The 26,641-nt window shown below is 69.6% G+C and carries 27 protein-coding genes, 1 tRNA gene, 1 rRNA gene and 1 pseudogene; 15 read left to right on the forward strand and 15 right to left on the reverse strand.

What is annotated here, in order from left to right:
- Window positions 1-5 precede the first annotated feature (5 nt).
- Window positions 6-743 carry a 3'(2'),5'-bisphosphate nucleotidase CysQ gene (locus tag B140_RS0109575; RefSeq protein WP_018119142.1) on the forward strand — a complete coding sequence of 246 codons (738 nt, stop codon included), beginning with the start codon at window positions 6-8 and terminating at the stop codon, window positions 741-743.
- A gap of 9 nt (window positions 744-752) precedes the next feature.
- Complete coding sequence (locus tag B140_RS0109580; protein WP_018119143.1) at window positions 753-1,361, forward strand: trypsin-like serine protease; 609 nt, start codon at window positions 753-755, stop codon at window positions 1,359-1,361.
- Between the two features lie 4 nt (window positions 1,362-1,365).
- On the opposite strand, the gene B140_RS0109585 is transcribed toward B140_RS0109580, so the two are convergent.
- The 6 genes from B140_RS0109585 to B140_RS0109610 form a co-directional block, all read right to left on the reverse strand.
- Entirely contained in the window at window positions 1,366-2,133 is a 768-nt protein-coding gene (locus B140_RS0109585) for a PRD domain-containing protein (RefSeq protein WP_018119144.1), read from the reverse strand.
- Window positions 2,130-3,512, reverse strand: coding sequence for a glycoside hydrolase family 1 protein (locus B140_RS0109590; RefSeq protein WP_018119145.1), 1,383 nt, complete (start codon window positions 3,510-3,512; stop codon window positions 2,130-2,132). The genes B140_RS0109585 and B140_RS0109590 overlap by 4 nt, the downstream gene beginning before the upstream one ends.
- A gap of 26 nt (window positions 3,513-3,538) precedes the next feature.
- A complete protein-coding gene (locus B140_RS0109595) occupies window positions 3,539-5,353 on the reverse strand; it encodes a beta-glucoside-specific PTS transporter subunit IIABC (RefSeq protein ID WP_018119146.1) in 1,815 nt (604 codons plus the stop codon).
- Between the two features lie 135 nt (window positions 5,354-5,488).
- Window positions 5,489-5,561 (reverse strand) — tRNA-Arg (locus B140_RS0109600).
- A gap of 17 nt (window positions 5,562-5,578) precedes the next feature.
- The gene (locus B140_RS0109605) at window positions 5,579-6,034 is read right to left on the reverse strand and encodes a dihydrofolate reductase (RefSeq protein WP_018119147.1); all 456 of its coding nucleotides are present in this window, start codon (window positions 6,032-6,034) and stop codon (window positions 5,579-5,581) included.
- Window positions 6,034-6,834 (reverse strand): thymidylate synthase, encoded by an 801-nt coding sequence (locus B140_RS0109610; RefSeq protein WP_018119148.1) that lies wholly within the window; start codon window positions 6,832-6,834, stop codon window positions 6,034-6,036. The genes B140_RS0109605 and B140_RS0109610 overlap by 1 nt, the downstream gene beginning before the upstream one ends.
- A gap of 41 nt (window positions 6,835-6,875) precedes the next feature.
- On the opposite strand from B140_RS0109610, the pseudogene B140_RS13425 reads away from it, so the two are divergent.
- Window positions 6,876-7,576, forward strand: a pseudogene (locus tag B140_RS13425) (DUF1906 domain-containing protein); the annotation flags it as partial.
- 10 nt (window positions 7,577-7,586) lie between these two features.
- On the opposite strand, the gene B140_RS0109620 reads toward B140_RS13425, so the two are convergent.
- Both B140_RS0109620 and B140_RS0109625 read right to left on the reverse strand, forming a co-directional pair.
- Window positions 7,587-7,946 (reverse strand): FKBP-type peptidyl-prolyl cis-trans isomerase, encoded by a 360-nt coding sequence (locus B140_RS0109620; protein ID WP_018119150.1) that lies wholly within the window; start codon window positions 7,944-7,946, stop codon window positions 7,587-7,589.
- 123 nt (window positions 7,947-8,069) lie between these two features.
- Entirely contained in the window at window positions 8,070-9,365 is a 1,296-nt protein-coding gene (locus tag B140_RS0109625) for a citrate synthase (RefSeq protein WP_018119151.1), read from the reverse strand.
- Window positions 9,366-9,530: 165 nt separating this feature from the next.
- On the opposite strand from B140_RS0109625, the gene serC reads away from it, so the two are divergent.
- The 6 genes from serC to B140_RS0109655 all read left to right on the forward strand — a co-directional run bounded on the left by serC (window position 9,531) and on the right by B140_RS0109655 (window position 15,540).
- Window positions 9,531-10,631, forward strand: a complete 1,101-nt coding sequence (gene serC / locus B140_RS0109630; protein ID WP_018119152.1) for a phosphoserine transaminase — start codon at window positions 9,531-9,533, stop codon at window positions 10,629-10,631.
- Window positions 10,632-10,672: 41 nt separating this feature from the next.
- Window positions 10,673-11,362, forward strand: coding sequence for a septation protein SepH (gene sepH, locus B140_RS0109635; RefSeq protein ID WP_018119153.1), 690 nt, complete (start codon window positions 10,673-10,675; stop codon window positions 11,360-11,362).
- A 2-nt stretch (window positions 11,363-11,364) separates the two neighbouring features.
- The gene (locus tag B140_RS12470; RefSeq protein WP_040426389.1) at window positions 11,365-12,156 is read left to right on the forward strand and encodes a DUF6928 family protein; all 792 of its coding nucleotides are present in this window, start codon (window positions 11,365-11,367) and stop codon (window positions 12,154-12,156) included.
- A gap of 82 nt (window positions 12,157-12,238) precedes the next feature.
- Window positions 12,239-12,742, forward strand: coding sequence for a PadR family transcriptional regulator (locus tag B140_RS0109645; RefSeq protein WP_026166201.1), 504 nt, complete (start codon window positions 12,239-12,241; stop codon window positions 12,740-12,742).
- The gene (locus B140_RS0109650; RefSeq protein WP_018119156.1) at window positions 12,739-13,419 is read left to right on the forward strand and encodes an ABC transporter ATP-binding protein; all 681 of its coding nucleotides are present in this window, start codon (window positions 12,739-12,741) and stop codon (window positions 13,417-13,419) included. The genes B140_RS0109645 and B140_RS0109650 overlap by 4 nt, the downstream gene beginning before the upstream one ends.
- A 3-nt stretch (window positions 13,420-13,422) precedes the next feature.
- The gene (locus B140_RS0109655) at window positions 13,423-15,540 is read left to right on the forward strand and encodes an ABC transporter permease (protein ID WP_018119157.1); all 2,118 of its coding nucleotides are present in this window, start codon (window positions 13,423-13,425) and stop codon (window positions 15,538-15,540) included.
- On the opposite strand, the gene B140_RS0109660 is transcribed toward B140_RS0109655, so the two are convergent.
- From B140_RS0109660 to B140_RS0109670, 3 genes are read right to left on the reverse strand one after another with little or no spacing between them, the layout of a single operon-like run.
- Window positions 15,476-16,264, reverse strand: a complete 789-nt coding sequence (locus tag B140_RS0109660) for a TrmH family RNA methyltransferase (RefSeq protein ID WP_018119158.1) — start codon at window positions 16,262-16,264, stop codon at window positions 15,476-15,478. The two genes, B140_RS0109655 and B140_RS0109660, sit on opposite strands and share 65 nt — an antisense overlap.
- A gap of 4 nt (window positions 16,265-16,268) precedes the next feature.
- On the reverse strand, window positions 16,269-17,678 hold the full coding sequence (locus B140_RS0109665; protein ID WP_018119159.1) for an NCS2 family permease: 1,410 nt from the start codon (window positions 17,676-17,678) through the stop codon (window positions 16,269-16,271).
- An 18-nt stretch (window positions 17,679-17,696) separates the two neighbouring features.
- The gene (locus B140_RS0109670) at window positions 17,697-18,386 is read right to left on the reverse strand and encodes a DUF3027 domain-containing protein (RefSeq protein ID WP_244874415.1); all 690 of its coding nucleotides are present in this window, start codon (window positions 18,384-18,386) and stop codon (window positions 17,697-17,699) included.
- Window positions 18,387-18,439: 53 nt separating this feature from the next.
- Here B140_RS0109670 and B140_RS0109675 point away from each other — a divergent pair, with 53 nt between their 5' ends.
- The gene (locus tag B140_RS0109675) at window positions 18,440-19,009 is read left to right on the forward strand and encodes a DUF2771 domain-containing protein (RefSeq protein ID WP_026166203.1); all 570 of its coding nucleotides are present in this window, start codon (window positions 18,440-18,442) and stop codon (window positions 19,007-19,009) included.
- Here the strand turns inward: B140_RS0109675 and B140_RS0109680 are convergent.
- Entirely contained in the window at window positions 19,006-19,386 is a 381-nt protein-coding gene (locus B140_RS0109680) for a cold-shock protein (protein ID WP_026166204.1), read from the reverse strand. The genes B140_RS0109675 and B140_RS0109680 overlap by 4 nt on opposite strands.
- A 122-nt stretch (window positions 19,387-19,508) precedes the next feature.
- Here B140_RS0109680 and B140_RS13860 point away from each other — a divergent pair, with 122 nt between their 5' ends.
- Window positions 19,509-19,658 (forward strand): hypothetical protein, encoded by a 150-nt coding sequence (locus tag B140_RS13860; RefSeq protein ID WP_156801738.1) that lies wholly within the window; start codon window positions 19,509-19,511, stop codon window positions 19,656-19,658.
- 75 nt (window positions 19,659-19,733) lie between these two features.
- Entirely contained in the window at window positions 19,734-20,453 is a 720-nt protein-coding gene (locus tag B140_RS0109685; RefSeq protein WP_018119163.1) for a transglycosylase family protein, read from the forward strand.
- A 63-nt stretch (window positions 20,454-20,516) separates the two neighbouring features.
- On the opposite strand, the gene B140_RS0109690 is transcribed toward B140_RS0109685, so the two are convergent.
- The gene (locus tag B140_RS0109690; RefSeq protein ID WP_026166205.1) at window positions 20,517-20,708 is read right to left on the reverse strand and encodes a hypothetical protein; all 192 of its coding nucleotides are present in this window, start codon (window positions 20,706-20,708) and stop codon (window positions 20,517-20,519) included.
- A gap of 61 nt (window positions 20,709-20,769) precedes the next feature.
- On the opposite strand from B140_RS0109690, the gene B140_RS0109695 reads away from it, so the two are divergent.
- The 3 genes from B140_RS0109695 to B140_RS0109705 are packed head-to-tail and all read left to right on the forward strand — an operon-like array spanning window position 20,770 to window position 25,202.
- Window positions 20,770-22,887 carry a helicase-associated domain-containing protein gene (locus B140_RS0109695; protein ID WP_018119165.1) on the forward strand — a complete coding sequence of 706 codons (2,118 nt, stop codon included), beginning with the start codon at window positions 20,770-20,772 and terminating at the stop codon, window positions 22,885-22,887.
- 37 nt (window positions 22,888-22,924) lie between these two features.
- Window positions 22,925-24,556: a DNA repair helicase XPB gene (locus B140_RS0109700; RefSeq protein WP_040426392.1), complete on the forward strand. Its 1,632-nt coding sequence runs from the start codon at window positions 22,925-22,927 to the stop codon at window positions 24,554-24,556.
- Between the two features lie 10 nt (window positions 24,557-24,566).
- On the forward strand, window positions 24,567-25,202 hold the full coding sequence (locus tag B140_RS0109705; protein WP_018119167.1) for a DUF3239 domain-containing protein: 636 nt from the start codon (window positions 24,567-24,569) through the stop codon (window positions 25,200-25,202).
- On the opposite strand, the gene B140_RS0109710 is transcribed toward B140_RS0109705, so the two are convergent.
- On the reverse strand, window positions 25,188-26,318 hold the full coding sequence (locus B140_RS0109710) for an aminotransferase class I/II-fold pyridoxal phosphate-dependent enzyme (protein ID WP_018119168.1): 1,131 nt from the start codon (window positions 26,316-26,318) through the stop codon (window positions 25,188-25,190). The genes B140_RS0109705 and B140_RS0109710 overlap by 15 nt on opposite strands.
- A 92-nt stretch (window positions 26,319-26,410) precedes the next feature.
- A 5S ribosomal RNA gene (gene rrf / locus B140_RS0109715) occupies window positions 26,411-26,529 on the reverse strand.
- Window positions 26,530-26,641: the final 112 nt, after the last annotated feature.

A 26,641-nucleotide genomic window follows, 5' to 3' on the forward strand; every position in this document is an offset into this window, starting at 1 on the left:
CGAGCATGACTCAGCTTTCCGACGCCCGCCTCACCCACCACCTCGCCCAAGGTGCCGCAGAGATCCTCAAGGGCATCCGCAACGTGGGGCTGCTGGGCGGGCGCAACCTCGGGGACGCGGGCGACGAGCTGGCGCAGAGCTGGATCTCCCGGGTGCTGGAGCAGCACCGCCCCGGCGACGGCTTCCTCTCCGAGGAGGCCTCGGACGACCTCGACCGCCTGGGCAAGGACCGCGTGTGGATCGTGGACCCCCTGGACGGCACCAAGGAGTTTGCCACCGGGCGCCAGGACTGGGCCGTGCACATCGCCCTGGTGGAAAACGGGGTGCCCATCCACGCGGCCGTGGGCCTGCCGGACCTCGGCGTGGTGTTCGACTCCAGCGACGTGCGCGCCGTCACCGGGCCGTACTCCGGCAAGATCGCGGTGTCCCGGCGCCGCCCCCCGGCCGTGGCGGGCGCGGTGGCCCAGGCCCTCGACAGCGAGCTGCTTCCCCTGGGCTCCGCCGGCGCCAAGGCCATGCACGTGCTGCTCGGGGACTGCGACGCCTACGTGCACGCCGGGGGCCAGTACGAGTGGGATCAGGCGGCCCCCGTGGGGGTGGCCACGGCCGCGGGCCTGCACTGCTCCCGCCTGGACGGCAGTGAGCTTCGCTACAACAACAAGGACACCTACATCCCCGACCTGCTGATCTGCCGCCCCGAGCTGGCGGAGAAGATTTTGAGCGTGATAGCTCGGCAGGGTTAACTATCCCCCATGAAGATCGCCCGCGTCCTGCTCGGCGCAGCCCTGTGCGCCACCATCGCCGCCCCCGCCCACGCCGCCACCACGCTGCACCAGGGCATGGCCATCTCCGCCACCGAGGGCTACCAGTGCACGCTGAGCATCGCGGACCGCGCCACCGCCTACACCGCGCTCCACTGCGGCGACGGCGCCTGGAGGGTGGGCGACACCGTCCGCACCCTCGACGGCCGGCCGGTGGGAAGGATCACGGCCCTGGGGTCCGAGACCTCCCCCGTCCTCGACGTGGTGGAGATCGCGCTCGACGCGGGCACCGTGGTCAGCGGCCACGTGGGCCGGGGCGATTCCGCCGCCATGCGCACCGGCGACCGGGTGCAGTTCCGCGCGCCCGGCAACTACGCCACCGGCACCATCACGGAGAGCACGCCCCGGCGCTTCATCGTCCGCGACGGCCGCTTCCCCAGCATCATGATCAACTCCAACGTGCCCACCTACTACGGCAACTCCGGCGGGCCGCTCATGGACCCGAAGGACAACCTGCTGGGTGTGCTCTCCGCCAGCAACCAGAAGGACGACTCCCTGTTTACCCCGCTGTACCTGATCGAGCGGGGCTTTGGCTCCTAGGGGTTCATAGGCGCGCCACGTGCAGGGCGAGGTAGGCGCGCTCGTCGCTCGATAGCTCCACGCCCAGCCGCAGCTCCAGCACGGCGGCCAGCTTGCCCGCGCAGGCCACCGCCTCGGGGTAGCTCCGCTCTAGGGTCTGCGCCAGGGCGGAGCCGCCGTCGTGCCACTGGCCTTCCTGGGCCACGCGGGCAAAGAAGTACCGCATGTGGGTGATGAACCTCGCCGCCGCCAGCCCCTGGCGATCCATGCGGATGCCCAGGGAGGAGTCCACGATGTCGAAGAGCTGCGAGAACACCTCCGTCATGGCGTAGGTCATGCTCAGGTCTCCCCGGGAGAAGGCCGCGTTGACCAGGTGCAGGGCCACCGGAACGGCCTCGTCCTCGGAGAGGTCCACCGGCAGCCGCTTATTGGCCAGGGCCACGATCTCCCGCGCCCGGGAAAGCTCCTGAGGGTAGAGGTGCGCCACCTCGGCGCCGAGGGGGTGCGGCGGCTGGGCGCCCCGCCGCGCCGCCATGTGCAGGTGATCCGCGAGCGCCACCAGGGCGGCGGCGTTGAGCTCCCCCGCCGCCTCCGTGGCCAGCGCGACGTACTCGGGCGGGATGTCCGGCAGCACGGCGGACTCCGGCACGAACACGCGCGCCACCTTCGTGGCGTCCGCCTCCTGGCCCGGGGTGACCTTGAAGCCCAGCCCCCTGCCGGTGAGGATCACCTGCACGCCGTCCTCGCGCTGGGCGAGGACCACGTTGTTGTTGAATACCCTGAGGATATTCACGAAAGGTTCCCGCCGTTGCTCGCAATAACCTCCTTGTACCAGTCAAAGGACTTCTTTCGGTACCGCTTGAGGCTCCCCGAGCCGTCGTCGTTGCGGTCCACGTAGATGAAGCCGTAGCGCTTGGACATCTGGGCGGTGCTGGCGGAGACCAGGTCGATGCACCCCCAGCTCGTGTAGCCCAGCACGGTCACCCCGTCCGCGATCGCCTCGCCCACCTGCACCAGGTGGTCGTTGAGGTAGGCGATGCGGTAGTCGTCCTCCACGGTGCCGTCGATCAGCTCGTCGCGGGCGCCGAGGCCGTTCTCCACGATGAACAGGGGAATCTGCCAGCGGTCCCAGAACTCGTTGAGCGCGTAGCGCAGCCCCTTGGGGTCGATCTGCCAGCCCCATTCGGAGGCCCGGAGGGTGGGGTTGACCACCCCGCCGATGAGGTTCCCCTCGCCGCGCTGCCCGCCGCTGGCCGTCTCGCACACGGACATGTAGTAGGAGAAGGAGACGAAGTCCACGGTGTGCCGCAGCAGCTCCGCGTCTCCGTCCGCGAACTCGATGCTCACCCCGTTGTCCGCGAGGTAGCGGCGGAGCACGCCGGGGTACTCCCCGCGCACGTGGAGGTCCCCGAAGGCGATGTCGAGCTGGCTGCGCCACTGGGCCTCGCGGACGTCCTCCGGGGAGGGGGTGAGCGGGTAGCGCGGCACCGCGAGGATCATGCAGCCCACCTTGTTGTCCGGGTCGATCTCGTGGGCGATCTTGGTCACCGCCGCGCTGGCCACGTACTCGTGGTGGATCGCCTGGTACAGCTCGCCCAGGGAAAGCTCCTCGATCGGGCGCGGGATGCCCCCGGAGAGGAAGGGCTGGTGGGCGATCGAGTTGATCTCGTTAAAGGTCAGCCAGTAGCGCACCCTGCCCCGCCAGCGCGTCATGAGCGTGCGCGCGTAGTTCTCAAAGAAGCCCACGAGCCTGCGGTTGGTCCAGCCCCCGTACTCCCGCGCCAGCACCAGGGGCGTCTCGTAGTGGGACAGCGTAATCATCGGCTCGATGCCGTGCTTCTCGCACTCCGCGATCACATTGTCATAAAAGCGCAGGCCCGCCTCGTTGGGGCGGTCCTCGTCCCCGCGCGGGAAGATGCGGCTCCACGCCACCGAGAAGCGGAACACCTTGAAGCCCATCTCCGCGAACAGGGCGATGTCCTCCCGGTAGCGGTGATAGAAGTCGATGCCGTGGAGCTTGAGGTTGTCCTCCGTGGGCCTCTCCGTGGGCGGGGTCTGAATCCCGCGCGGCATGACGTCCTGGATGGACAGCCCCTTGCCGTCCTCGTCGTAGGCACCCTCGGCCTGGTTGGCGGCGATGGCGCCGCCCCACAAGAAGTTCTTGGGAAACATGTTTGATCCTCTTTGTCTGATTCGCGTTACTTGGCTACTGCTATGACCGGGTCTCCCGGCGCTACCGCGCCTAATGCCAGGGGCGTGACCGACCCCAGCGCGGAGGTGTTGGTGACCACCAGGATCACCGTGTCCGGGTGCCCGGCCCGGCGCACCGCCTCGAGGTCCACGCTACCGAGGGTCTGCCCCCGGTCCACGCGCTGGCCTCGGCTTACCGCCGGGCTAAAGCCCTCGCCCCTCATGGTCACGGTGTCCAGCCCCACGTGGACCAGCACCTCCACGCCGTCGTCCGTCTTGAGCCCAAAGGCGTGGCCGGACTTGGGCACCGCCACCACCGTGCCGGCCACCGGGGAGACGATGCACCCGTCCTCCGGGACGATGCCCACGCCCTCCCCCATCGCCTTGGAGGCAAAGACCTCGTCCGGGATCTCCGCGAGCGCCACGGTCCGGCCCGCCACCGGCGCCCCCACCGTCGCGCCGTCCGCCCGCGCCTCCGCGCGCCGCAGCGTGATCGCCGTGCCCACGTAGCCGATAGCCATCGCCACGCCCACGCCCAGGAAGAAGGCGGGGAGGCTGCCCCGGTGCAGGAAGGCCGGGAGCGAGAGCGCGGCGGGGAGCACGAAGGCGTTGGCGGCGGCCCCGGAGAACGCGGCGATCGCGCCGCCCACAGCGCCGCCCGCGATGCCCATGTAAAAGGGGAGCTTGAGCGGGAGGTTCACGCCGTAGATGGCGGGCTCGGTCACCCCGGCGAGCACCGCCGAGAGCGCGGCGGGACCGGCCACCCGGCGGCGCCGGGAGCTGCGGGTCACGGTCAGCACCGCGAGGGTGGCCGCGCCCTGCGCCATGACCGCGGCTAGCACCGGGGCGAGCAGCGGCTCCCAGCCGGAGCTGGCGATGTCGTTGAGAAAGACCGGGACGAAGCCCCAGTGCAGGCCGAACAGGACGAACACCTGCCACAGGCCGCCCATGAGGGCGCCCGCGAGCCACGGGGCGACGTCGAACAGCGCGTTCACCCCGCCCGCCACGCCGTGCGAGAGCCACATCGTCACCGGTCCGATGGTGAAGAGCACCAGCGGAACCATGACGAGCACCACCAGGGCCGGGGTGAGGAAGTTGCGCAGCGCCCCCGGCAGCACCCGCTGCCACCAGCGCTCCACGTAGCCGGTGACCCACACCGCCACGATGGCGGGGATCACCGAGGAGGCGTAAGACATGGAGGGAAACGGCAGCCCGAAGGCCGTGCTGCCCGGGGCGACGGCCAGCTCCGCGATCTGCGGGTGCAGCAGGGCGCTCACCACCGCCAGCGCCACGTAGGGGTTGACCTTGAAGTGCTTGGCGGCGGTCAGGGCGAGGAAGAAGGGCAGGAAGTAGAACACGCCGTCGAAGGTCGCGCCCAGCACCGCCTCCGTGCCGGAGCCCGCGGCTACCCAGCCGAGCTGGAGCGCCATCTGGAGGAAGGCCTTGCCGATGGCCACGCCCGCCAGCGCCCAGATGATGGGGGTAAACAGCGCGGAGATCAGGGCCACGAAGCGGTGAAAAAGGTTCCCCTCCCCCGCCTCGGCGTCCTCCCCCTCGTGCGTCCCCACGATCCGCTGAACCTCCCGGTAGGCCAGCGGCACGTCGTTGCCGATGACCACCTGGTGCTGCCCGCCCGCGACGAGGGTCTTGAGCACGCCCGGCGCCGCGCCCGCCGCCGCCATGTCCGCCTTCTCCGGGTCACGCAGGGTGAACCGCAGGCGGGTTGCGCAGTGCGTGGCGGACGCGAGGTTCTCCGGGCCGCCCAGGGCGTCCACCACCCGGCGCGCGGTCTCCTCGAATCGGTTTTCCTTGGTGTGGCTCACGTTGGCGCTCCTTAAAACGCAAAAAAGACCCGAGACGCCACGAAGACGTCTCAGGTCTTGCCCCTGCGCACAGGGTAACAATCCGTTGTGATTCATCCTATTCCGCGGCCTCCGGGTGAGGCAAGCGGGAAGGGGTGCCCCAGAGAGGATTCGAACCTCCGACACCCGCTTTAGGAGAGCGGTGCTCTATCCACTGAGCTACTGGGGCCTGCTAGGCAGCCTACCCTACGGGCGCTCGAACCTCAGAAACCGGTAGCGCAATTGCGTTCCCAGCCACCCGGAGTCGCTCACCCGAACCATCTCCCCAGGAACAGCAGGCGCGTACACCGGGGTGTCCACCCGCGCCCGCGTGTCCACCAGCGTCATCTCCACCACATCCACGCCCCCGATGGTGGCGGCGTAGACCTCCCCGCCGCCGATGATCCAGCCCTCCCCCGGGATCGTGGCGGTCACCCGCGCCCCGCGCGACCACTCCCCCGCCGCCCGGCGGGAGAGCACCACGTTCTCGCGGCCCGGCAGGGGCCTGCGCGGCAGCGATTCCCAGGTGCGCCGGCCCATGATGACGGGCGCGCCCAGGGTCACCTCCTTGAAGTGCCGGAGGTCCTCCGGGAGGTGCCAGGGCATGCCGGAGCCGTCCCCGATCACCCCGTCCCGGTCCTGCGCCCAGATCGCCCCGAGCATTACACGGACACCTGCGCGGGGATCGTGGGGTGGGGATCGTAGCCCACCAGCTCGACGTCGGAGAAGTCGTAGTCGAATAGGGAGTCCGCCTTGCGCAGTTGTAGTTGCGGGTAGGGGCGCGGCTCGCGCTCCAGTTGCTGCGTCACCTGCTCGCGGTGGTTGTCGTAGATGTGGCAGTCGCCCCCGGTCCAGATGAACTCCCCCACCTTCAGGCCCGCCTGCTGGGCGAGCATGTGGGTGAGCAGGGAGTAGGAGGCGATGTTGAAGGGCACACCCAGGAACATGTCCGCGGAGCGCTGGTAGAGCTGGCAGCTCAGCCTGCCGTCCGCCACGTAGAGCTGGAAGAGCAGGTGGCAGGGCGGCAGCGCCATGTTGTCCAGCTCCGCCACGTTCCAGGCGGAGACGATGTTGCGGCGGGAATCCGGGTTGGACTTCAGCGTCTCAAGCGCGCGGGAGATCTGGTCGATGTGGCGGCCGTCCGGGGTGGGCCAGCTACGCCACTGCACGCCGTACACGGGGCCGAGCTCGCCGTCCTCGTCGGCCCATTCGTTCCAGATGCGGATGCCGCGCTCCTGGAGCCAGCGCACGTTGGAGTCCCCCCGGAGGAACCACAGCAGCTCCCCCACCACGGCCCTGAAGTACACCTTCTTGGTGGTCAGCAGCGGGAAGGACTCCGCCAGGTTGTAGCGCAGCTGCGCGCCGAACAGGCTGGTGGTGCCGGTTCCCGTGCGGTCCCCCTTGGGGCTGCCGTGCTCCAGGATGTGCCGCAGGAGGTCCTCGTACGGGGTGGAGATCGTCATGGCGCTTAAGCCTACCGCCGTTCGGCGCTAGAATCTCCCCCATGCAGTACCTTAACCGCCGTACCCTGCTCAAAGGCGCGGGCGTCGCCCTGGCCGGCGCCGGCGCCCTGGCCGCCACCCGCCCGCGCACCGTCGTGGACTTCTCCGCCGGGGTGCCCTCGGCGGAGGCGATCACGCGGGCCGGGCACGTGGGCGCGGTGCGCTACGTCTCGCGGCCGCGCGAGGCGTGGATGAAGGCCAAGCCGGTCACCCTGGCGGAGACGCTGCTGCTCGATACCACCAGCGTGTACCAGTACTGCTGCTCGATACCGCCAGCGTGTACCAGTACGGCAAGGGGGACACCGCGGACTGGCGCCGGGGCGCCCTCGGGGCGCTGGAGCACGCCCCGCAGGCGATGGCGCTGCACGCGGCGGCGGGCGGGCCGCAGGGCCGCCCCATCTACATGGCTATCGACGACAACCCCTCCCGCGCCGAGTACGAGCAGCTCATCCTCCCCTACCTCGCCGCCTGCAAGAGCGCCCTAGAGGCGGGCGGCTACCGCCTAGGCGTGTACGCCAACCACCCCACCATCGAGTGGTGCCTCGCCGACGGCCTGGGCGAGTTCTTCTGGCAGCACGACTGGGGCTCTCAAGGAAAAATCCACCCCAGGGCCACCCTTCATCAGGTGGCGGGGTGGCAGTCCACGATCGACGGCGTGACCGTAGACGTCAACAACGTGTACGCCACCGACTGGGGTCAGTGGCGCGCCTAAGTCACTCGGCCTTGAGCAGGTCGATCACAAAGACGAGGGTGCGGCCGGAGAGTGGGTGCCCCCCGCCCGCCGGGCCGTAGGCCTGCTCCGGGGGGCACACCAGCAGGCGACGGCCGCCCACCTTCATGCCCGGGATGCCCTCCTGCCAGCCGGCGATGAGCCGGTCCAGGGAGAACTCGATGCTCTGCTTCCGGTCCCAGGAGGAATCGAACTCCTGTCCCGTCTCAAAGTCCACTCCCACGTAGTGGACCTCAACGGTGCCGCCGGGCTGTGCCTCCGCGCCGTCGCCCACCACCAGGTCCTCGATGTGGAGGGTTTCGGGGGCGGGGCCAGCAGGGACGTCGATCTGCGGCTTGTCCATAGGGTAAAAGTCTCCTTGGTATTGGGTACAGGAACTCACAGCCCATTCATACAAAAAGGGGCCGAGGAGCCATAGAAACCATTATAAATGGTCGCTATGCCCCTCGGCCGCAGCGCCACTCCCCTAGCGGGAGTCGCGCGGGGTGACCTTGCGCAGCGTCTCGCCGGTGTAGACCTGGCGCGGGCGGTTGATCTTGGTGTTCATCTCGAGCTGCTCGCGGTAGTGCGCGATCCAGCCCGGCAGGCGCCCGATGGCGAACAGCACGGTGAAGAAGTCCGTGGGGAAGCCCATGGCGCGGTAGATCAGGCCGGTGTAGAAGTCCACGTTCGGGTAGAGCTTGCGGGAGATGAAGTAGTCGTCGCTGAGCGCGATCTCCTCCAGCTTCATGGCCAGATCCAGCAGGTGATCGCCGCCCAGGTGCTCCAGCACCTCGTGGGCCGTCTCCTTGACGATGGCCGCGCGCGGATCGTAGTTCTTGTACACGCGGTGGCCGAAGCCCATCAGGCGGATGCCCTTTTCCTTGTTCTTCACGCGGTTCATGAAGTCCGTGGCGTCGCCGCCGTGGTTGTTCTGGATGTCCTCCAGCATCTCCAGCACGGCCTGGTTGGCGCCGCCGTGCAGCGGGCCGGAGAGCGCGTTGATGCCGCCGGCCACGGAGACGAACATGTTGGCCTGCGCGGAGCCGATCATGCGCACGGTGGAGGTGGAGCAGTTCTGCTCGTGGTCCGCGTGCAGGATGAGCAGCTTGTCCAGGGCCTTGACCATCACCGGATCGACCTCGTAGGGCTCGGTGGGGTAGCCGAACATCATGCGCAGGAAGTTCTCGCGCGCGTTCAGGGAGTTGTCCGGGTACATGTAGGGTGCACCCTTGGAGGCCCGGTAGGCGTAGGCCGCGAGCATGGGAACCTTGGCCATGAGGCGCACGGTGGCCTTGTCGAGCTGCTCCTCGTCGAGGGGATCGAGCTGGTCCTGGTAGTAGGTGGAGAGGATGTTCACCGAGGAGGCGAGCACGGACATGGGGTGCGCCTTGCGGGGGAACACGTTGAACTGCGCCTTGAAGTCCTCGTCCAGGAGGGTGTGGTGGCGGATCTCGTCGTTGAACTTGCGCAGCTCCTCGGTGGTGGGCAGCTCGCCCTTGATGAGGAGGTAGGAGACCTCGTTAAAGGTGGCGTTCTCCGCGAGGTCCGCGATGTCGTAGCCGCGGTAGCGCAGCACGCCCGCGTCGCCATCGATGTACGTAATCTTGGATTCGGTGGAACCGGTGCTCACGTAGCCGGGATCGAAGGTGACGTAGCCGGTCTCGGAGAGCATCTTGCCCAGCTCGATGCCGGAGTTGCCCTCGGTGGCGGGCTTGATGCTCATCTCGAATTCCCCGCCGGGGTAGTGCAGGACGGCTTTGTCGTTGCTCTCAGTAGCCACAGTTATCCCTTTCTCGATTACTTGGACAATCTAAACCGTACACTCAAATCAAGTTTGAGGCGATTGGTGCGCCTTGGCACAGGTTATCAGATCGTGTGATAACCACAACACGCCGGATTCGGGCTATGGTATAAGCATTCCGTCCGCTCGATAGAAAGTCAGACCATGTTCACCCTGCCCCCCGAGCTCATTCCCGCCGACGGCCGCTTCGGCTGCGGCCCCTCCAAGGTCCGCCAGGAGCAAATCGACGCGCTTACAGCCCCCACCGTCATCGGCACCTCGCACCGTCAGCCCGCCGTGAAGAACGTGGTGGGCTCCGTGCGCGAGGGCCTGGGCGCCCTCTTCAGCCTCCCGGAGGGCTACGAGATCGTGCTCTCCCTGGGCGGGGCCACCGCCTTCTGGGACGCCGCCACCTTCGGGCTCATCGAGAAGCGCTCGGGCCACCTCACCTACGGGGAGTTCTCCGGCAAGTTCGCCGCCGCCGCGCGCAAGGCCCCCTGGCTGGACGAGCCCGCCGTGCTCGACGCTCCCCCCGGCACCGCCCCGCAGCCCCAGCCCTTCGAGGGCGTGGACGTGGTGGCCTGGGCGCACAACGAGACCTCCACCGGCGCGATGGTGCCCGTGCGGCGCCCAGACGGCGAGGCCCTGGTGGCCATCGACGCCACCTCGGGCGCGGGCGGCCTGCCGGTGGACATGTCCCAGGCGGACGTCTACTACTTCTCCCCGCAGAAGTGCTTCGCCTCCGACGGCGGGCTCTGGCTGGCCGCCATGAGCCCGGCGGCCATCGAGCGCATCGAGAGGCTGCACTCCGAGCGCTTCATCCCGGCCTTCCTCGACCTTCAGACCGCCGTGGAGAACTCCCGGAAGAACCAGACGTACAACACCCCCGCGGTGAGCACCCTGCTCATGCTGGACGCGCAGATCCAGTGGATGCTGCGCGAGGGCGGCCTGGACGCGATGGTGCGGCGCACCACGGCGTCGTCGAGCACCCTGTACTCCTGGGCCGAGAATCACCCGCACGCCACCCCCTTCGTGCAGGACCCTTCCGCGCGCTCTCTGGTGGTGGGCACCATCGACTTCGACGAGTCCGTGGACGCCGCCGCCCTGGCGGCCACGCTGCGCGCCAACGGCATCCTGGACGTGGAGCCGTACCGCAAGCTGGGGCGCAACCAGCTGCGCATCGGCATGTTCCCCGCCATCGACCCCGAGGACGTGGCCACGCTGACCAAGGCCATCGACGCCATCCTGGAAGCCGGGGTTAACTAAGTTACAGTGGTGTAGTCAGCACTTCATCTCAAGGAGGCCAGATGCGCGAGCTTCACCTCGTCCGTAGCGAGTCCACGGGTAGCACCCTGGTGTTGGAGTCCCCCGAGGGGGATCGCTATAGCCTCGCCATAGATGAGGTGCGCTCCTTCCTAGCCCCCGCCGAGGAGAAGTCCGAGCCGCGCGCGCTGCCCCTGCGCCCGCGCGACATCCAGGATCGGATCCGCGGCGGCGCCACCGTCTCCCAGGTGGCCGAGCAGATGGGGGTTCCCGAGGCCCGGGTGGAGCCGTACGCCCACCCGGTGCTGCTGGAGCGCGCCCGCATCGCGGAGCTGGCCAAGAACTCCCACCCGGTGCGCGAGGACGGCCCGGCCCGCCTGAGCCTGTGGGAGGTGCTGGCCACCGCGCTCGCCGCGCGCGGCGAGGACCTCACCACCAGCCGGTGGGACGCCCACCGCGAGGCCGGCGGGCAGTGGATCGTGGTGGTGACCTGGGGCGATCACCGCGCCGAGTGGACGCTGCAGAATCACACCTCCGCCTCGGCCACCACCGTGGCCCGCAACCCGGTGGCCTCCGAGCTGATGGCCCCGCCGCGCCCGGCCGCCGTGGCGGCGGAGGAGCCGCCCGCCGAGGAGGAGCCCCAGCCCGAGCCCAAGAAGCGCCGCAAGGCCGTCACCCCGCACTGGGAGGACGTGCTGCTGGGCGTGCGCGCCAACACCAAGCGGCCGCGATAGCGATGTACGAAAGCCCCGTGACCCTGTGGTTCGTCTCCGGCGAGGACGCCGCGGCGGTGCTGTCCGAGGAGCCGCGCGCCGATCGCGGATTCGGCCGCAAGTACCTGGCACAGCTCAACCCCTCCTGGCCGGTCACGCCCATTGGACAGTTCCCGTTTAACCGCTCCGCCCCGGCCTCCCGTGGGGAGTTCTACATCGCGGCGTTCCCCGGGGTGGCGCTGGTGCACACCATCGTCGAGGACGCCTCGCGCCTCTCCCGCCTGGACCCCGCCCTGCTGGGCTCCATCCCGGCGCGGGACGTCTACGCGATCAGCGCCGGGGAGGGGGACTTCGGCGCCTTCGCCCACTGGCATCGCGGCGAGCTGCAGCGCAGCCTGGGCGCGCGCCGCGAGGAGCTGTTCGAGGACATCGGCCTGCCGGAGTCCTTCGAGGGGCCCTACTGGGCGGGCGAGCGCGCCGAGCAGCCGGGGGGCATCGCCCTGCCCTTCGTCCCGGCGGACCTGGCGCGGGAGGCGCAGCGCTCCTGGCTGGGGGTGGACGTCTCCCCCGAGGGGCCGGATATTCAGGTGGCGGGCTTTGCCATCGACGGCCGCCCGGAGGCCAAGGTGGACGCCCCCTCCGGGGTCCGCATGAGCATGGCGGAGTGGGCGTCGGACGCCGCCTCTAAGCTGGGGCTGACCCCCAGCGGCAACCAGTACGACGACTACGAGCGGCGCAAGGAGGGCGACGAGTTCGCCCGGCTGGCGGAGGGGATCACCCGCCGCGTGCGCTCGTGGTGGCCGTTCCGCCGCTAATTTTCAGGGTTTTCTCATCGCCACCCTAGACAAGCGCAAGGTTACCCGGTAACTTACTCGGTAAGCACCGAGGAGGTAGCCCATGAGCATAAGACATGCCCTGCTCAGCCTCTTGGCCGAGCAACCCCGACCCGTGGGGCAATTACGCAGCATCTTCGAGGAGTCCACGTCCGCCACCTGGCCCATCAACGTGGGGCAGGTCTACCAGACCGCCAAGCGCCTGGAGCGCGACGGCCTGGTGGAAAAGACCGGCGGCTCCCCCGAGGCCTACGGCCTCACCCCCGCCGGGCGCGAGGCCCTGCGCCAGTGGTGGGAGCAACCCGAGATCAAGATCGCGGACGAGCGCGACGCCCTGGTCATCAAGGTGGCCATGGCCTCGCTGAGCAAGGACGTGGACCTCACCAGCCTGCTGGATACCCAGCGCCGCGCCGCGATGCAGCGGCTGCGGGAGCTGACCCGGGAAAAGGCCCAGGCACCCCCCGGCGCGCGCTGGCTGCTGTGCGAGCGCCAGATCCTCGACCTCGAGGCGGAGCTGCGCTGGATCGACCTCATCGAAGCCCACCCGGAACAAGGAGAACCCCAATGAACCCCACCGCCCTCACGCTAGACAACGTCACCCGCCTGCACATGGACGGCCCCACCACGGTCACCGCCCTGGACTCCGTCTCACTCAGCCTGGAGCCGGGGGAGCTGGTGGCCATCACCGGACGCTCCGGCTCCGGCAAGTCCACCCTGCTCAACGTGGCGGGCACGCTGGATACCCCGTCCTCGGGTCGCGTGCTCATTCAAGGCGTGGACACCTCGGAGCTCAGCGCCACCGCCACCGCGCGGCTGCGCCGCACCCACGTGGGCTACGTCTTTCAGGAGCTCAACCTCATCCCCACCCTCACCGCCGCCGAGAACATCGCCATGCCCCTGGAGCTGGACGGCGCCCCGCGCCTGCGCGCCCGGGAGCAGGCGCTCGAGGCCCTCGAGGAGCTGGAGCTGACCTCCCTGGCGGACCGCTTCCCCTCGGAGATCTCCGGCGGCCAGGCGCAGCGCATCGCCATCGCCCGCGCGCTCATCGGCCAGCGCGGCCTCCTGCTCGCCGACGAGCCCACCGGCGCGCTCGACACCGCCACCGGCGAGGCCGTCATGGGCATCATCCGGCGGCGCGTGGACGCCGGGGCCGGGTGCCTCCTGGTCACCCACGAGCCCCGCTTTGCCGCCTGGGCCGACCGCACCATCTACCTGCGCGACGGCGCGATCGTCGGGGAGGAGTAAAACATGCCACACCTCGCCATACCCGCCCGCATCGCCCGGCGCGACATCACGCGCCACAAGATGCGCTCCCTCGTGGCCGTGCTTTTCTTCGCCCTGCCCATCGCCCTGGTCACGCTCGTGGGCCTGGCCAACACCAGCGCCGAGGAGCAGTACGAAACCCACATCTCGCTCAGCGAGAATGGCACGGGGACCGACCTGGAGCGCATCCGACGGGCAATCCCGGACGAGGACCTCATCGCCAGGATCTCCAGCAAGGTGGAGCTGCACGCCGGAGACACCGCGGCGCTGCTCCACGTGACCTACAGCAACACCGGCGACGACTCCCTCAAGCTCTCCCCCGCCCTGGCCAACGCGCTTGGGGTGGAGAAGGGCGATACGGTCACCGCCCAGGCCCCCTGGGAGGATAGGCCGAGGGAATACACCGTGGACTTCGGCTCCGATACCACGCTGCGGCTGTCCATACCGCTGGACGAGATCGTCTCGGACGACCTGCCCGATCACGTCTCCTGGTCCAGCCCCAGCCCCGACCTCGAGGTCAGCACCCCCGACGTGCAGGCATACCCGAATAGTCCCGACGTCGACTTCTCCCGTCCGATCAGCGACGTAATGATGCATTGGGGGCCGGAGGACGTAGCCTTCACGGCCACCATCGCCATGCTGGTGCTCATCGTGCTGTCCTCGATGATCTCGCCCATCTTCGCGGTGGCGGCGCGCCGCCAGTACCAGTCCATGCGCCTGCTTAGCGTCAACGGCGCGGAGCCCGCGCAGCTCCGCTGGGCACTCTACCTGGAGGCACTCCTGATCTCCGCGATGGGCATCGCCCTGGGGCTCGTATTAGGAGCCGCGGGAGGCGCGCTGTTCTTTGCATTTTCCGACTGGGTGTACACCGGGCTCACCATCCCCTACGAGCTCATCGCCTGCGCCTGCGTCTTTGCGGTGCTGTGCGCCCTCACCGCCTCGGTCCTACCCGCCATCCGGGCCTCGCGCCCGCACCGAGGGCCGCACAATCGCCTGCGGTGGCGCTGGCCGATGGCCATCGGCCCGGTACTGCTCCCGCTGAGCCTGGCGCTCACCGTGTTCTCCTCGGACTGGGGAGTCCTCGGCTACGGGATCTTCGGCATCGGCGCCGTCACCAGCACGCCCGCGCTCCTGTGGCTGCTCTCCCGCTGGGCAGGGCGCGGGCCCGTGGTGCCCCGCCTGGCGCTGCGCGACCTCTTCCGCCAGGTGCACCGCACCGGCCCGGCCATCGCCGCGATCGTGGGCCTGACCTTCGTGCTGGGCTTCGTCTCGATCGGCAGCCTTGATCCCACTCCGTACGAGCGGGAAAAACCTCCGGTGATCGGAATAAACCCCATCGTGGAGCTGCGCAATAGCGCCCCGGTGGAAAACGAGATCCGCGAGGTGGCCGAGGCCATCGGCGGCGTGAACCCGGTGTACGTGTACCACTCCACGGAGAAGAACGCCACCATGGTGGCCCCGGCGCAGATCCCGGAGTACCTGCGCTACATCACCACGCTGAGCAGCGAGCAGATCGCGGACGCCCAGCGCGGGGTGGAGCGCGGCGAGGTGGTGGACCTGCCCTTCGGACGCCTCGCCGCTCCCGAGACCGGGGACCACGTCTACCTGGAAAAGGCCCTCATCTTCCCCGAGCGCGAGATCGGCCTGTGGCAAGAGATCAAGGCGCGCCACACCACGCAGGACTTCATCACGCTCTGGTTCACCCCGGATAACTACCACACCATCACGGAGTTCTACCTGATCCCGCTCGCCCTGCTCTCGCTGGCCTGCGCGGCGGTGATGATCCTGCTCGCGGTGCTCTCGGTGGGCGAGACCCGCGCGGATCTCAGCACCATGTGGGCCGTGGGCGCCCCGCCCCGCATGATCGCCCGCGTGGCCGCCATGCAGTCCCTGCTCATCGCCGCCATCGGCGTGGCCGGCGGGTTCGCCTCCGCACTGTTGCTGGCGGTCACCACAAGTGACGGTCTGCTTGCGCTCAGGTACGTCCCCTGGCCGCTCTGGCTGCTCCTGACAGCGGCGGTCTGCCTGCTGGGCTGGATCAGCGGCGGTATAACTGCCGCTGCCTCTCGTAAAAAGCTATCGCGGCAGAGGTCGCCACGTTAAGGGAGTCCGTGCCCGGGGCCATCGGGATGCGGGCGCGCACGTCGGTGGCCCGCATGGCGTGTTCGGTCAGCCCCGGCCCCTCCGCCCCCACGAGGAGGGCCACCTTCTCCGCCCCGTCGAGGGCGTCGGCCAGGTGCACGGCCTCGGGGTCCGGGGTCATGGAGACCAGGCGGAATCCCGCCGCCCGCACCTCGTCGAGGGCGCGCTGCCAGGTGGTGTAGCCACCCCGGAGGTGGACGAAGGGCAGGCGCAGGACGTGCCCCATGGAGACCCGCACGGAGCGTCGATAGAGGGGGTCGGCGCAGCCGCTGCCGAAGAGCACCCCGTCCACCCCCATCCCCGCCGCGTTGCGGAAGATCGCGCCGATGTTCTCGTGATCGCCCACGCCCTCGAGCACGGCGATGGTGCGCGCGCCGTCGAGCACCCGCGCCACGGGCGCCTCGGGGGCGCGGTCGGCGGTGGCCACCAGCCCCCGGTGCATGTCAAAGCCCACGACGTCCGCCAGCGTCTGGCGGTCCACCTCGTACACGGGGACGCCCTCGGGGACGTCCACCGCGTCGAGCTTCTGGGGAAAGCCCACCACCTGCCGCACCGGGTAGCGCGACTCTAGCAGCCTGCCCACCACGAGGGTCCCCTCCGCCACCACGAGGTCGGTGCGCTCGGTGTTCAGGTTGCGGATGTCGTCCAGGCGCGGGTCGTGGGGATCGTCGATGCGTATTCTCATCTGCTTAACCCTGCACCAGGCTCATGATCGGATCAACCGCAAAGTACACCACGAAGAGGGCGGAGACGAGCCACATGATCCAGTGGACCTGGCGCGCGCGGCCCGCCGCCACCGCCATGAGGGTGAAGGTGATAAAGCCCACCCCGATGCCGTTGGCGATGGAGTACGTAAAGGGCATGACCACCACGGTGAGGAAGGCGGGCAGGGCCACCTCGAAGCGGCCCCAGTCGATGTCTCGCACCTGGGCCATCATCATGGCGCCGACCACCACCAGGACCGGGGCGGCGGCCTCGATGGGCACCACGGAGTACAGCGGGGTGAGGAACATCGCCGCCAGGAACAGCACGCCCGTGACCACGTTGGCCAGCCCGGTGCGGGCGCCGTCGCCCACCCCGGCGGCGGAGTCCGCAAAGACCGTGTTGGAGGAGGCCGAGGCGACGCCGCCGACCACCGCCCCGGCGCCCTCCACCACGAGCGCCCGCTTGAGGCCGGGGAGGTTGCCCTCCGCATCGGCCAACCCGCCCTGCTTGCCCAGGGCCGTCATGGTGCCCATGGCGTCGAAGAAGTTGGCCAGCACCAGGGTGAACACCAGGAGCGACGCCGCCAGCGCACCGATCCGGGCGAAGGCTCCGATGGGGTCCACCTGCCCCACGAGGAAGAGGTCCGGCCAGCCGCCCAGGCTCTCGGGCAGCGCGGGAACCGCCAGGGACCAGTCCCCCGTGGGGTGCAGGAGCGCCTCCGCGAGCATCGCCAGCAGCGTGGTGGCCACGATGCCGATGAAAAGGCCCCCGCGCACCTGGCGCACCACCAGGGTGCCGCAGAGCAGCACGCCGAGGATGAACACGAAGGTGGGCCAGGTGGAGATGGAGCCGCCGGTGCCCAGCCCCACCGGCACGGTGGTTCCGGCGGCGTCCGGCACGCGGGTGACAAAGCCCGCGTCCACCAGGCCCACCAGGGCGATGAAGGCGCCGATCCCCACGCCGATCGCGGCCTTCATCGGCGCGGGGATGGCGTTGAACACGGCCTCGCGGAAGCCGCTGACGGCCAGGGCCACGATGATCATGCCGTCGAGCACCACCAAGCCCATGGCCTCCGGCCAGGTCAGCCCCTCGCCCGCCACCAGCGTCACGGCCACGAGCGTGTTGATCCCCAGGCCCGCGGCGATGCCGAAGGGGTAGCGGGCGATCAGCCCGAAGGCGATGGTCATCACCCCGGCGGCCAGGGCCGTGGCGGCCGCCACCCGGGGGATCCCCAGGGTGGTGCCCGCGCTGTCCTCGACGGTGCCCAGGATCAGCGGGTTGAGCACCACAATGTAGGCCATGGCGAAGAACGTGACCACGCCCGCCCGGACCTCCGTTGCGATGCTGGAGCCGCGCTCGGTGATGTGGAAGTAGCGATCCAGAGTGCTAGCCATAGGTTGTACTTTCCGGTGTCAGAAGATGGGGCGCTCGTCGTCGAAAGCCCGCTGGGTGGGGTCGGAGGTCTCCCTCGGGGTCTCCGAGTGCGCGCCGCAGCCGTAGGCGGAGTGCACCACGTGGCCGTCGGCGGAGTATTCGTTGGCGCATACCCCGAAGTTCCTCCCCCACCGCTCCCCGATCGGCAGGTAAAAGGCGCAGCTCTCGCAGCGCAGCGCGGCCTTCTCCGCGAACTCGCTGGTGGGCCCGAAGTCCCCGGTGCGCCAGCGCTGCTGAGCGTCGGACAGCCCGCGCCGGCTCAGCTCGTGTCCGTCCTCGGTCTCGCGCAGGCGCACGTCGCCCGGCTCGGGGGGCATGACGTCTCCCGGGTGGAGGTCGCCGGGGCGGATGCGCTCCGCCCAGGGCACCCAGCGCGGGGCGCGCAGGGCCTCCCCGTGGGGGGCGGGCACCAGGGTGGCCTCGTTGACGGTGACGCGGCGGCTGCCCGGCGCGCAGGCCACCACCACCTGCCATTCCCACCCGGCGTAGCCCGGGACGTCGGCCGCAAAGCGATGGATGGCCACGTTGCGTTCCAGGGGCTGCACGCCTAGGTGTTCCCCGGCCTCCTCCCCGAGTTCCGCAAGGGCGGAGGCGGCCACGGAGGTGGCCCGCTCAGAAAAGAGGGGGTTTCTCGCGCGATCTTTCTTTCCGTATCGTTGGGTGGGCACGGTGCCCATTATCGCCCACCGCCGCCGCGCTCAACTAATTAGACTGGATTGGCATGGCTGCAAGTAAAAAAGGAAAGCACCGCTCCCTGGTGCAGATCCTCGCGCTGCTCACCACCGTGGTCATCGTGATCGCCGTGGTGTACCTGGCGCAGACCTGGTGGAACAACCGGCCCGACCCCGCGCCCAAGGACCTGCGCCTGACCGCCACGGCGGGCGAGCGCTCCGAGGAGATCGCCCCCTACATGGTGTGCGAGGTCAACACAGACTGCGCGGAGGGGGAGGTGCCCACGCTGCCCATCGACGAGGACGATGCCCTCACCCTGGACCTCCCGGAGCCCATCTACGACCACGACTGGACCTTGCTGACCATCTACGACAACCCCGCCTACAACGACACGCGGAACTTCGGGGGCAACGAGCAGGAGTCGGTGACCATACCGGGCTCGCTCGACCCCACGGAGGAGGGCGCCCCGCGCCCCCGCCTAATGGTGGTGGAGGTCAACACCGCCCTGATCGACCGCGACGCCGAGGGCAACGAGACTCCGGTGGCCGCGGTGTGGTCCGTGGGCAACTCCGAGGCGCCCGCCGAGGGCACAGAAAGCACAGAAAGCGCCGAGGACTAGGCGTCCAGCTCCCGGGCCACGGCACGCAGGATCTCCGCAACCTGGTGGCCGGACTTGCGATCGGGGAAGCGACCCGCCCGCAGGTCCGGCTGCACCCGCGCCTCCAGGAGGGTCACCACGTCCGCGATCATGCTGTTGAGCTCGTCCGGGCTGTACCGGTGCTGGGGCTTGCGGGGCTTATCGAGGACCTTGACCCGCAGCGCCTGGGGCCCGCGGCGCCCGGAGGCGAAGTCGAACTCGATGCGCTGCCCGGGGTACAGCTCCATCACGCCCTCCGGGAGCACCTGCTTGCCCACGTAGACGTCCTCGTCGCCGGGGTTGGACACGAATCCAAAGCCGCGCTCGGCGTCATACCACTTCATCTTCCCTACGGGCATGGGTCGTCACCTCTTCCTCTCTGGCACCGCTGTGCGTTAAAGAAATACATCATCATACACCCCGTAAGTCACAGCCGCACCACCGCACACATCGCGTGATAGACGTCACTATATTTTTTATCATGCGTGCTGAACTGGACTTTTTCCCGGAGACTCCGGGCATCTTTGGCAAAAACGCCGCCACGGCCCGGAAAAACGTGACAGAAACGTTATCAATCGTTAGTCTCTTGTTCAGGCACGGTCCGCCGCCCGGCGGGCCGCATCATTTTTAGCGAGTGTTACCGAGTGCCGCAATCTCATCAGTCTACGGCGTGAACAGCGCGCCACAGAGAGGAAGAACTCAGAAAATGGGACGCCACACCGCCACGACCACCTCGATCTTTGCCAAGCTGGCCCTGGGCTCCATCGCCGTGGGCACCGCCTCGGCCCTGATCGCCCCCACCGCCTCCGCCGCCCCCGACTCCGACTGGGACGCGCTGGCGCAGTGCGAGTCCGGCGGTGACTGGTCCATCAACACCGGCAACGGCTACCAGGGCGGGCTGCAGTTCAACCCCCAGACCTGGTCCGCCCACGGCGGCCAGGAGTTCGCCCCCACCGCCAACCAGGCCTCCCGCGAGGAGCAGATCGCCGTGGCCGAGCGCGTGCTGGCCAGCCAGGGCTGGGGCGCCTGGCCCGCCTGCTCCCAGCGCCTGGGCCTGAACTCCGCCCCCTCCGAGCGCGCCGTGGACCCGGCCCCGGCCCCCGCCACCCCGGCGACCGCCCCCGTGGCCTCCCCGCAGCCGGTGGAGGTGCCCGCCACCATCACGGAGGTCTCCTCCGATGAGGTCTTCGCACCCGCCGCCGAGCTGTACACCCTGGCCCTGGCCATCCTGGAGCGCTCGGGCGTGGAGATCCCCGAGGAGCTGGCGGACGTCTACGAGCAGTACGCCGACGACGCGGACGCCTTCTACGACGAGGCCCTCGAGGTGCTGCGCCCCGCCCTCAACGAGGCCGGGTACGAGGTGTACCTGGACATGGGCACGGATGCCGTCGAGGACGCCGTGGAGCAGGTCGCCTCCCTGGTGTAACGCCGCCTCCCCCGGATACGAGAAGAGGGCCGCTGTGGAAAACAGCGGCCCTCTTCTTGCCGGTTACTTGTTAATGCGGGTATAAGGGTGCACGTACCCGAGCTGGTCCTGGGGGATGGGCAGGGAAAGCTCGTCGCCAAAGGGGCTGGAGGCCCCCGCGTAACGACCGATGAGCTCCGTTACCACGTGCCCCTCGCCCTCGTAGTGCTGCGGCCAGCCCGGATCCACGTACCCTTTTTTCTCAACCTTAGACATAAGCCCATTCTGTCAAAGTTCCCTGCAAAAGGTAACTCACTTCCACCCCTCTCCTACACCCATGCCGCCTTCTTATCAGTCCTGGCTTCACCGCCGCACCCCGGATCAGCTCGCCACGCTGCTGCGCCTGCGGCCCGATACCGCCCTGCCCGTCCCGCCCACGGTGGGCTCCCTGGCCACCCGGCTGCGCATCCTTTCCTCCGTGGCCCGCGCGCTGCGCGGGCTCAGCGCCGCCGAGCTGGCCGTGGCCGAGGCGGCGGCCGACGCCGGGGCGGAGTTCCGCCCCGTGGCGCGGCGGGAGGTTGCCGAGCGGGTGCCGCAGCTTCCCGCCGAGGAGGCCCTGACCGCCCTGGACCGCCTGGAGGCCGCCGGGCTGGTCTACGGAGAGGAGGGCGAGGTGATCCTGCTCAAGGAGGTCTTTGCCAGCCTGCCCCCGGACTGGAAGCTGCTGCACGACGTACAACTCACCGACGCGGAGATCGCGCGGCGCCTCGACTCCCTCGACGCCCCGCGCCGCGCCATGCTGGAGACGCTGGCCAACTCCGCCGGGATGGGGCTGACCCGCGATGACGCGCTGGTGGAATCCGGGCTGGTGGTCCGCGTGGACGAGCGCACGGTGCGCCTTCCCCTGTCCGTGCGGCGCACCCTGCGTGGCGCGAGCCCCGCCCGCATCCCGCTGCGCCCGCCGCGCGGCACCCCCGTGGGCGACCCGCGCGCCGTGGACGAGGCCGGGGTGGCGGCGGGCCTCGACGCGGTGCGGCTGACCGCGCAACTTCTCCACGCCCTGGAGCGGCGCCCCCTGCCGCTGCTGCGCGCGGGCGGCGTGGGCGTGCGGGAGACCCGCCGCCTGGCCCGCGACCTGCGCCTGGGCGTGGATCAGGTCAAGCGTTTGATCTGCCTCAGCCATGCCGCCGGGCTGGTGACCACCGGCGAGCCCGACCCGCTGCCCGCGGAGGGGCACTCCTACCTGGCCCCCACCGGCGCCGTGGACGCCTGGTTTTCCTCCTCCCCCGCGCGGCGCCTGGAAACCCTCGCGGCGGGGTGGCTGCGCTCCCGCTGGGCCTACTGGGACGCCGATAGGCTCCTCGACGAGGAGGACCCCCGCCTGCCCACGCTGCGCCGGGCCCTCCTGGCCCCCTATCTTTCCGAAGGGGTATCCCTCACGGACGAGGAGGCCGGGGCCGCCCTCCTCTTTTCCTCCCCGCTGGTGCTCGGCGGCGCGGAACCGGAGGCCATCGCGCACCTGCGCGCGGAGGCCGAATGGATCGGTGCCCTGGCGGGCGGCGCGGCGAGCGTGGTGGCGCGGCGCGACGCCCCGCTGGACGGCCTCATCCCCGCCACCGTGGATCGGGTGATCCTCCAGGCGGACATGACGGCCCTCGCGCCCGGCCCGCTGGAATACCAGGTGGAGGCGGAGCTTAACCTCATGGCGCACCTGGAGTCCCCCGGGCTGGCCTCGGTGTACCGGTTCTCGGAGGACTCGGTGCGCCAGGCGCTGGACGCCGGGCGCAGCGGGGGCGATCTCCTCGCCTTCCTGCGCGCGCACGCCCTGGGCGAGGTGCCCCAGGCCCTTGCCTACCTCATCGAGGACATGGGGTCGCGCCACGGGGCGCTGCGCGGCGGCGCCGCCCGGTGCTACCTGCGCTGCGAGGACCCCGCCGCGCTCCAGGCGGCCGTGCTGGCCAGCGCCTCGCTGCGGGCGCTGGCTCCCACCGTCGCGATCTCGGAGCGACCCCTGGGCGAGGTCATGGAGGAGCTGCGCGGCGCGGGGTTCCACCCGGCCGCCGAGGACGCGGCGGGCCTGAGCATCGACATCCGCCCCGAGCCGGCCCGGATCGCCCCCGCGGGCGCCAGCACCCGCTCCCGCAGGCAGGCCGCGCCTCGGCTGACCGACGAGCGCATCCACGCCATCGTCGAGCGGCTTTTAGGCGCGGAGGAGACCCCCGAGGACCCCAAGTCCCCCGAGGACACCGAGGACCATGTATCCGCGCTATCCGCCGCGGCGCGCGGCGGGCGCCTGGTGGACCTGGGTTACGTGGACGCCCGGGGAACGGTGGCGCGACGCCGCCTGAAGCCGCTGCGCGTCACGGCCGGGCAGGTGGACGCCGTGGACCCGGCCACGGGGACGGCGCATCGCCTGGGATTGCACCGCGTCACCTCCGTGGACCTAGTACCATGAAAGGTCCGTTTCCCCGCCGATCGGACCAAGGAGCCGCGTGACAGGCCCACTCATCGTGCAGTCGGACAAGACCGTCCTGCTAGAAACCGCCCATCCCCTCGCCGGGGAGGCCCGCGCGGCGCTGGCCCCGTTTGCGGAGCTGGAGCGCGCGCCCGAGCACATCCACACCTACCGCATCACCCCGCTGGCGCTGTGGAACGCCCGCGCCGCCGGGCACGACGCGGAGCAGGCGGTGGACACCCTGGAGCGCTACTCGCGCTTCCCCGTGCCGCAGGCGCTGCTCATCGACATCGCGGAGACCATGTCCCGCTACGGGCGCACCCGCCTGCATCAGGACCCCGCGCACGGCCTCGTGCTCGAGGCCGAGGACTCCCCCATCCTGGAGGAGCTGCTGCGGCACAAGAAGATCGCCCCCATGCTGGGCACCCGCCTGGACGAGACCAGCATCCTGGTGCACCCCTCCGAGCGGGGGCGCCTGAAGCAGGAGCTGCTCAAGGTCGGGTGGCCCGCCGAGGACCTGGCCGGCTACGTGGACGGGGAGGCCCACCCCCTGGCGCTCTCCGGGGACTGGAGCCTGCGCGACTACCAGGAGCAGGCCACCGAGGCCTTCTGGGCCGGCGGCTCCGGGGTGGTGGTGCTGCCCTGCGGGGCCGGAAAGACCATCGTGGGGGCCGCCGCGATGGCGCGGGCCCAGGCCACCACGCTGATCCTGGTGACCAACACCGTGGCGGGGCGCCAGTGGCGCGACGAGCTACTGCGCCGCACCACCCTCACCGAGGCGGAGATCGGGGAATACTCCGGGGAGAAGAAGGAGATCCGGCCCATCACCATCGCCACCTACCAGGTGGTGACCCGCAAGTACAAGGGCGAGTACCGGGCTCTGGAGCTCTTCGACTCCCGCGATTGGGGCCTCATCATCTACGACGAGGTCCACCTGCTACCCGCCCCCGTGTTCCGCATGACCTCGGATCTGCAATCGCGGCGTCGCCTCGGGCTGACCGCCACCCTGGTGCGCGAGGACGGCATGGAGGGGGACGTCTTTTCCCTCATCGGCCCGCAGCGCTACGAGGCCCCGTGGAAGGACCTGGAGCATTCGGGGTTCATCGCCACCGCGAACTGCACCGAGGTGCGCACCACCATGACCCCGCAGGAACGGCTCCTCTACGCCACCGCGCCCGCGCGCGAGCACTACCGCATCGCCGCCTGCTCCGAGGCCAAGAACACCGTGGTGGAGGCGCTGCTGCGCAGGCACGCCGGGGAGCCGACCCTCATCATCGGCGCCTACCTCGAGCAGATCTCCGGCATAGCCCAGCGCCACGGAATCCCGCTGATCGACGGCTCCACCAGCACCGCCCACAGGGAGCGCTACTTCCAGCAATTCCGCGAGGGGGAGATCAACCGCCTCGTGGTGTCCAAGGTGGCCAACTTTTCCATCGACCTCCCCGAGGCCAGCGTGGCCATCCAGGTATCCGGCACCTTTGGCTCCCGCCAGGAGGAGGCGCAGCGCCTAGGCAGGCTGCTGCGGCCCAAGGCCTCCGGCGGGGAGGCACACTTTTATACGGTGGTCACCCGCGATAGCCTTGATGCGCAGTACGCCGTGCACCGCCAGCGCTTCCTCGCGGAGCAGGGCTACGCCTACCGCATCATCGACGCCTCAGACCTCGCATAAGGAGCAAGCCATGCCCTTTTCTTTTACCGTGGATGAGCCCTGGGCTAAGGAGAACAACGAGCTGCTGCGCGACTCCCGCCGCCTGCGCCTCAGCGCCATCCTGCTCGGGCTCCTCATGCTGGCGGCGGGCCTGGGCTTCTCCCGGCTCACCCACGGCGCCGCTGCCGCCGTGATCGTGGGCGTGTTCGCGGCGCTCGCCGTGGTGTTCCTCCTCATCGGACTCATCGTGCCGCAGAAGGTGGGCGGACCCCAGCGGCTCTACGACTCCTACCCGCTGGCCCCCGCCGTCATCGCGGAGGTCAACCCCCGCGACATCGTTCTCATGGCGCTGGTCAACACCGCCGTGGACCCCACGCAGCCCCCGCGCTGGGCGCTCGCCCTGCGCACCGTCACCGCGATCAAGGGCCACCAACGCAAGCTCGGCACCCGCGTGCCCGCCGTGGCCGTCTCGGGGCGTCGCACCGCGCAGCAGCAGGACTCCTGGGGTGAGGTCACCCCCATGCCCATCGCCTGGGGCACCCCCGACCCCGACGTGGTGCAGGCCGCGCGCAAGGCCATCCCTCACGGCCAGTGGGAGATGCTGGAGAAGAACCGCACGCGCCTCGACGAGGTCAAGGCCACCCCCCGCAACCTACTGGTGCTCTAGCCTGCGGCAGGCCTCCTCCATCGCCTCCCTGCTCTTGCAGAAGGCGAAGCGGAAGTACCCCTCCCAGCGCCCGGGATCGTCGCTCAGCGCCCCGACGGGCAGGGCCACCACCCCCTCCGGCACGCACGCCCCGCCCGGCTGGCGCGCCACCAGGAAATAGGAGCCATGCGTGGCGTGCACCCGCCACCCCCGGGACTCCAGCGCGCGGCGCAGCATCTCCCTGCGCTCCCCCAGCGCCTCCGCCCACCGCGCCACCCAGGCGTCCTCCTCCCGCAGCGCGTGCGCCACGGCCGCCTGGAACGGGGTGGCGCTCACGAAGGTGAGGAACTGCTTGGCTCGGGTGGCCGCGTCCACCAGGGCCTCCTCCCCCAGCAGCCAGCCCGTCTTCCACCCCGTGACGTTGAAGGTCTTGGCCGCCGAGGAGACCGTGAGGGTGCGCTCCCTCAGCCCTCGCACGCTCGCGGTGGGCACGAACTCACGCCCCGGGGCGAGCAGGCGCTCGTAGACCTCGTCCGAGATCACCACGAGGTCATGGCGCCGCGCCACCTCCGCCAGCGCCTCCAGCTGCTCCCCCGTAAAGAGACTTCCCGTGGGATTATGCGGGTTGTTCAGGATCAGCGCCGTGGTGCGGGGAGTAACCGCCGCCTCCACCGCCGCCGCGTCTATCGCCCAGGTGTCTCCCTCGGCCCGCAGGGGAACCGCCACGCGCCGCGCCCCTGCGAAGGCAATGGCCGCACCGTAGGAGTCGTAAAAGGGATCAAACACGATGACCTCGTCCCCCGGGTTCACCAGGCCGAGCACCGCCGCCATGATCCCCTCCGTGGCCCCGGCGGTAATGCACACCTCGGTGGTCGGGTCCCACCGCTGGCCCAGGCGGCGGGACCTCTCCCCCGCCACGGCCTCCCGCAGCTCCGCCGTGCCCCGCAGCGGGGCGTACTGATTGTGCCCTCGCAGGATCTCCTCCCGGGCGGCCTCGAGCATGGCGGCGGGGCCGTCCTCGTCCGGGAAGCCCTGCCCCAGGTTGATCGCCCCCGTGCGCTCCGCTCGGGCCGACAGCTCCGCGAAAATAGAATGTCCCACATGCGCCACGCGCCGGGCAATGCGATGATCCGTCATGCCCTACGAGGATACCTGCATATACAAAAAGGGTGGGGTGACACACACATGATTCATGTGTGTGTCACCCCACCCTTTTGATGAAGTTTTAGTGTTGGCGGCAACCTACTCTCCCACACCCCAACGAGTGCAGTACCATCAGCATGAAATGGGCTTAGCTACCGGGTTCGAAAAGGGACCGGGCGTTTCCCCACCACCATCAACCACCAACACAACCACAACCCCACCCAAACCAGGGGGCGTGTCATGCCAGACACTGCACAGCAGACGCAAACACCACAACAAACTGTGTGCTCGTTACAAACGCATTGTTTTTGTTAAAA

This window comes from Corynebacterium mastitidis DSM 44356, from assembly GCF_000375365.1.
GTDB lineage: Bacteria > Actinomycetota > Actinomycetes > Mycobacteriales > Mycobacteriaceae > Corynebacterium > Corynebacterium mastitidis.

Excerpts from the sequence above, each read along its gene's own strand:
- B140_RS0109575 (WP_018119142.1), top strand. The coding sequence starts at position 6 with ATGACTCAGCTTTCCGACGCCCGCCTCACCCACCACCTCGCCCAAGGT.
- B140_RS13860 (WP_156801738.1), top strand. The coding sequence starts at position 19,509 with ATGCGTGCTGAACTGGACTTTTTCCCGGAGACTCCGGGCATCTTTGGC.
- B140_RS0109655 (WP_018119157.1), top strand. The coding sequence starts at position 13,423 with ATGCCACACCTCGCCATACCCGCCCGCATCGCCCGGCGCGACATCACG.
- B140_RS0109705 (WP_018119167.1), top strand. The coding sequence starts at position 24,567 with ATGCCCTTTTCTTTTACCGTGGATGAGCCCTGGGCTAAGGAGAACAAC.
- B140_RS0109695 (WP_018119165.1), top strand. The coding sequence starts at position 20,770 with ATGCCGCCTTCTTATCAGTCCTGGCTTCACCGCCGCACCCCGGATCAG.
- B140_RS0109690 (WP_026166205.1), bottom strand. The coding sequence starts at position 20,708 with ATGTCTAAGGTTGAGAAAAAAGGGTACGTGGATCCGGGCTGGCCGCAG.
- B140_RS0109610 (WP_018119148.1), bottom strand. The coding sequence starts at position 6,834 with ATGACGATCTCCACCCCGTACGAGGACCTCCTGCGGCACATCCTGGAG.
- B140_RS0109590 (WP_018119145.1), bottom strand. The coding sequence starts at position 3,512 with ATGTTTCCCAAGAACTTCTTGTGGGGCGGCGCCATCGCCGCCAACCAG.
- B140_RS0109580 (WP_018119143.1), top strand. The coding sequence starts at position 753 with ATGAAGATCGCCCGCGTCCTGCTCGGCGCAGCCCTGTGCGCCACCATC.
- B140_RS0109645 (WP_026166201.1), top strand. The coding sequence starts at position 12,239 with ATGAGCATAAGACATGCCCTGCTCAGCCTCTTGGCCGAGCAACCCCGA.
- B140_RS0109675 (WP_026166203.1), top strand. The coding sequence starts at position 18,440 with ATGGCTGCAAGTAAAAAAGGAAAGCACCGCTCCCTGGTGCAGATCCTC.
- B140_RS0109680 (WP_026166204.1), bottom strand. The coding sequence starts at position 19,386 with ATGCCCGTAGGGAAGATGAAGTGGTATGACGCCGAGCGCGGCTTTGGA.
- B140_RS0109685 (WP_018119163.1), top strand. The coding sequence starts at position 19,734 with ATGGGACGCCACACCGCCACGACCACCTCGATCTTTGCCAAGCTGGCC.
- serC (WP_018119152.1), top strand. The coding sequence starts at position 9,531 with ATGTTCACCCTGCCCCCCGAGCTCATTCCCGCCGACGGCCGCTTCGGC.
- sepH (WP_018119153.1), top strand. The coding sequence starts at position 10,673 with ATGCGCGAGCTTCACCTCGTCCGTAGCGAGTCCACGGGTAGCACCCTG.
- B140_RS12470 (WP_040426389.1), top strand. The coding sequence starts at position 11,365 with ATGTACGAAAGCCCCGTGACCCTGTGGTTCGTCTCCGGCGAGGACGCC.
- B140_RS0109710 (WP_018119168.1), bottom strand. The coding sequence starts at position 26,318 with ATGACGGATCATCGCATTGCCCGGCGCGTGGCGCATGTGGGACATTCT.
- B140_RS0109665 (WP_018119159.1), bottom strand. The coding sequence starts at position 17,678 with ATGGCTAGCACTCTGGATCGCTACTTCCACATCACCGAGCGCGGCTCC.
- B140_RS0109660 (WP_018119158.1), bottom strand. The coding sequence starts at position 16,264 with ATGAGAATACGCATCGACGATCCCCACGACCCGCGCCTGGACGACATC.
- B140_RS0109605 (WP_018119147.1), bottom strand. The coding sequence starts at position 6,034 with ATGCTCGGGGCGATCTGGGCGCAGGACCGGGACGGGGTGATCGGGGAC.
- B140_RS0109620 (WP_018119150.1), bottom strand. The coding sequence starts at position 7,946 with ATGGACAAGCCGCAGATCGACGTCCCTGCTGGCCCCGCCCCCGAAACC.
- B140_RS0109650 (WP_018119156.1), top strand. The coding sequence starts at position 12,739 with ATGAACCCCACCGCCCTCACGCTAGACAACGTCACCCGCCTGCACATG.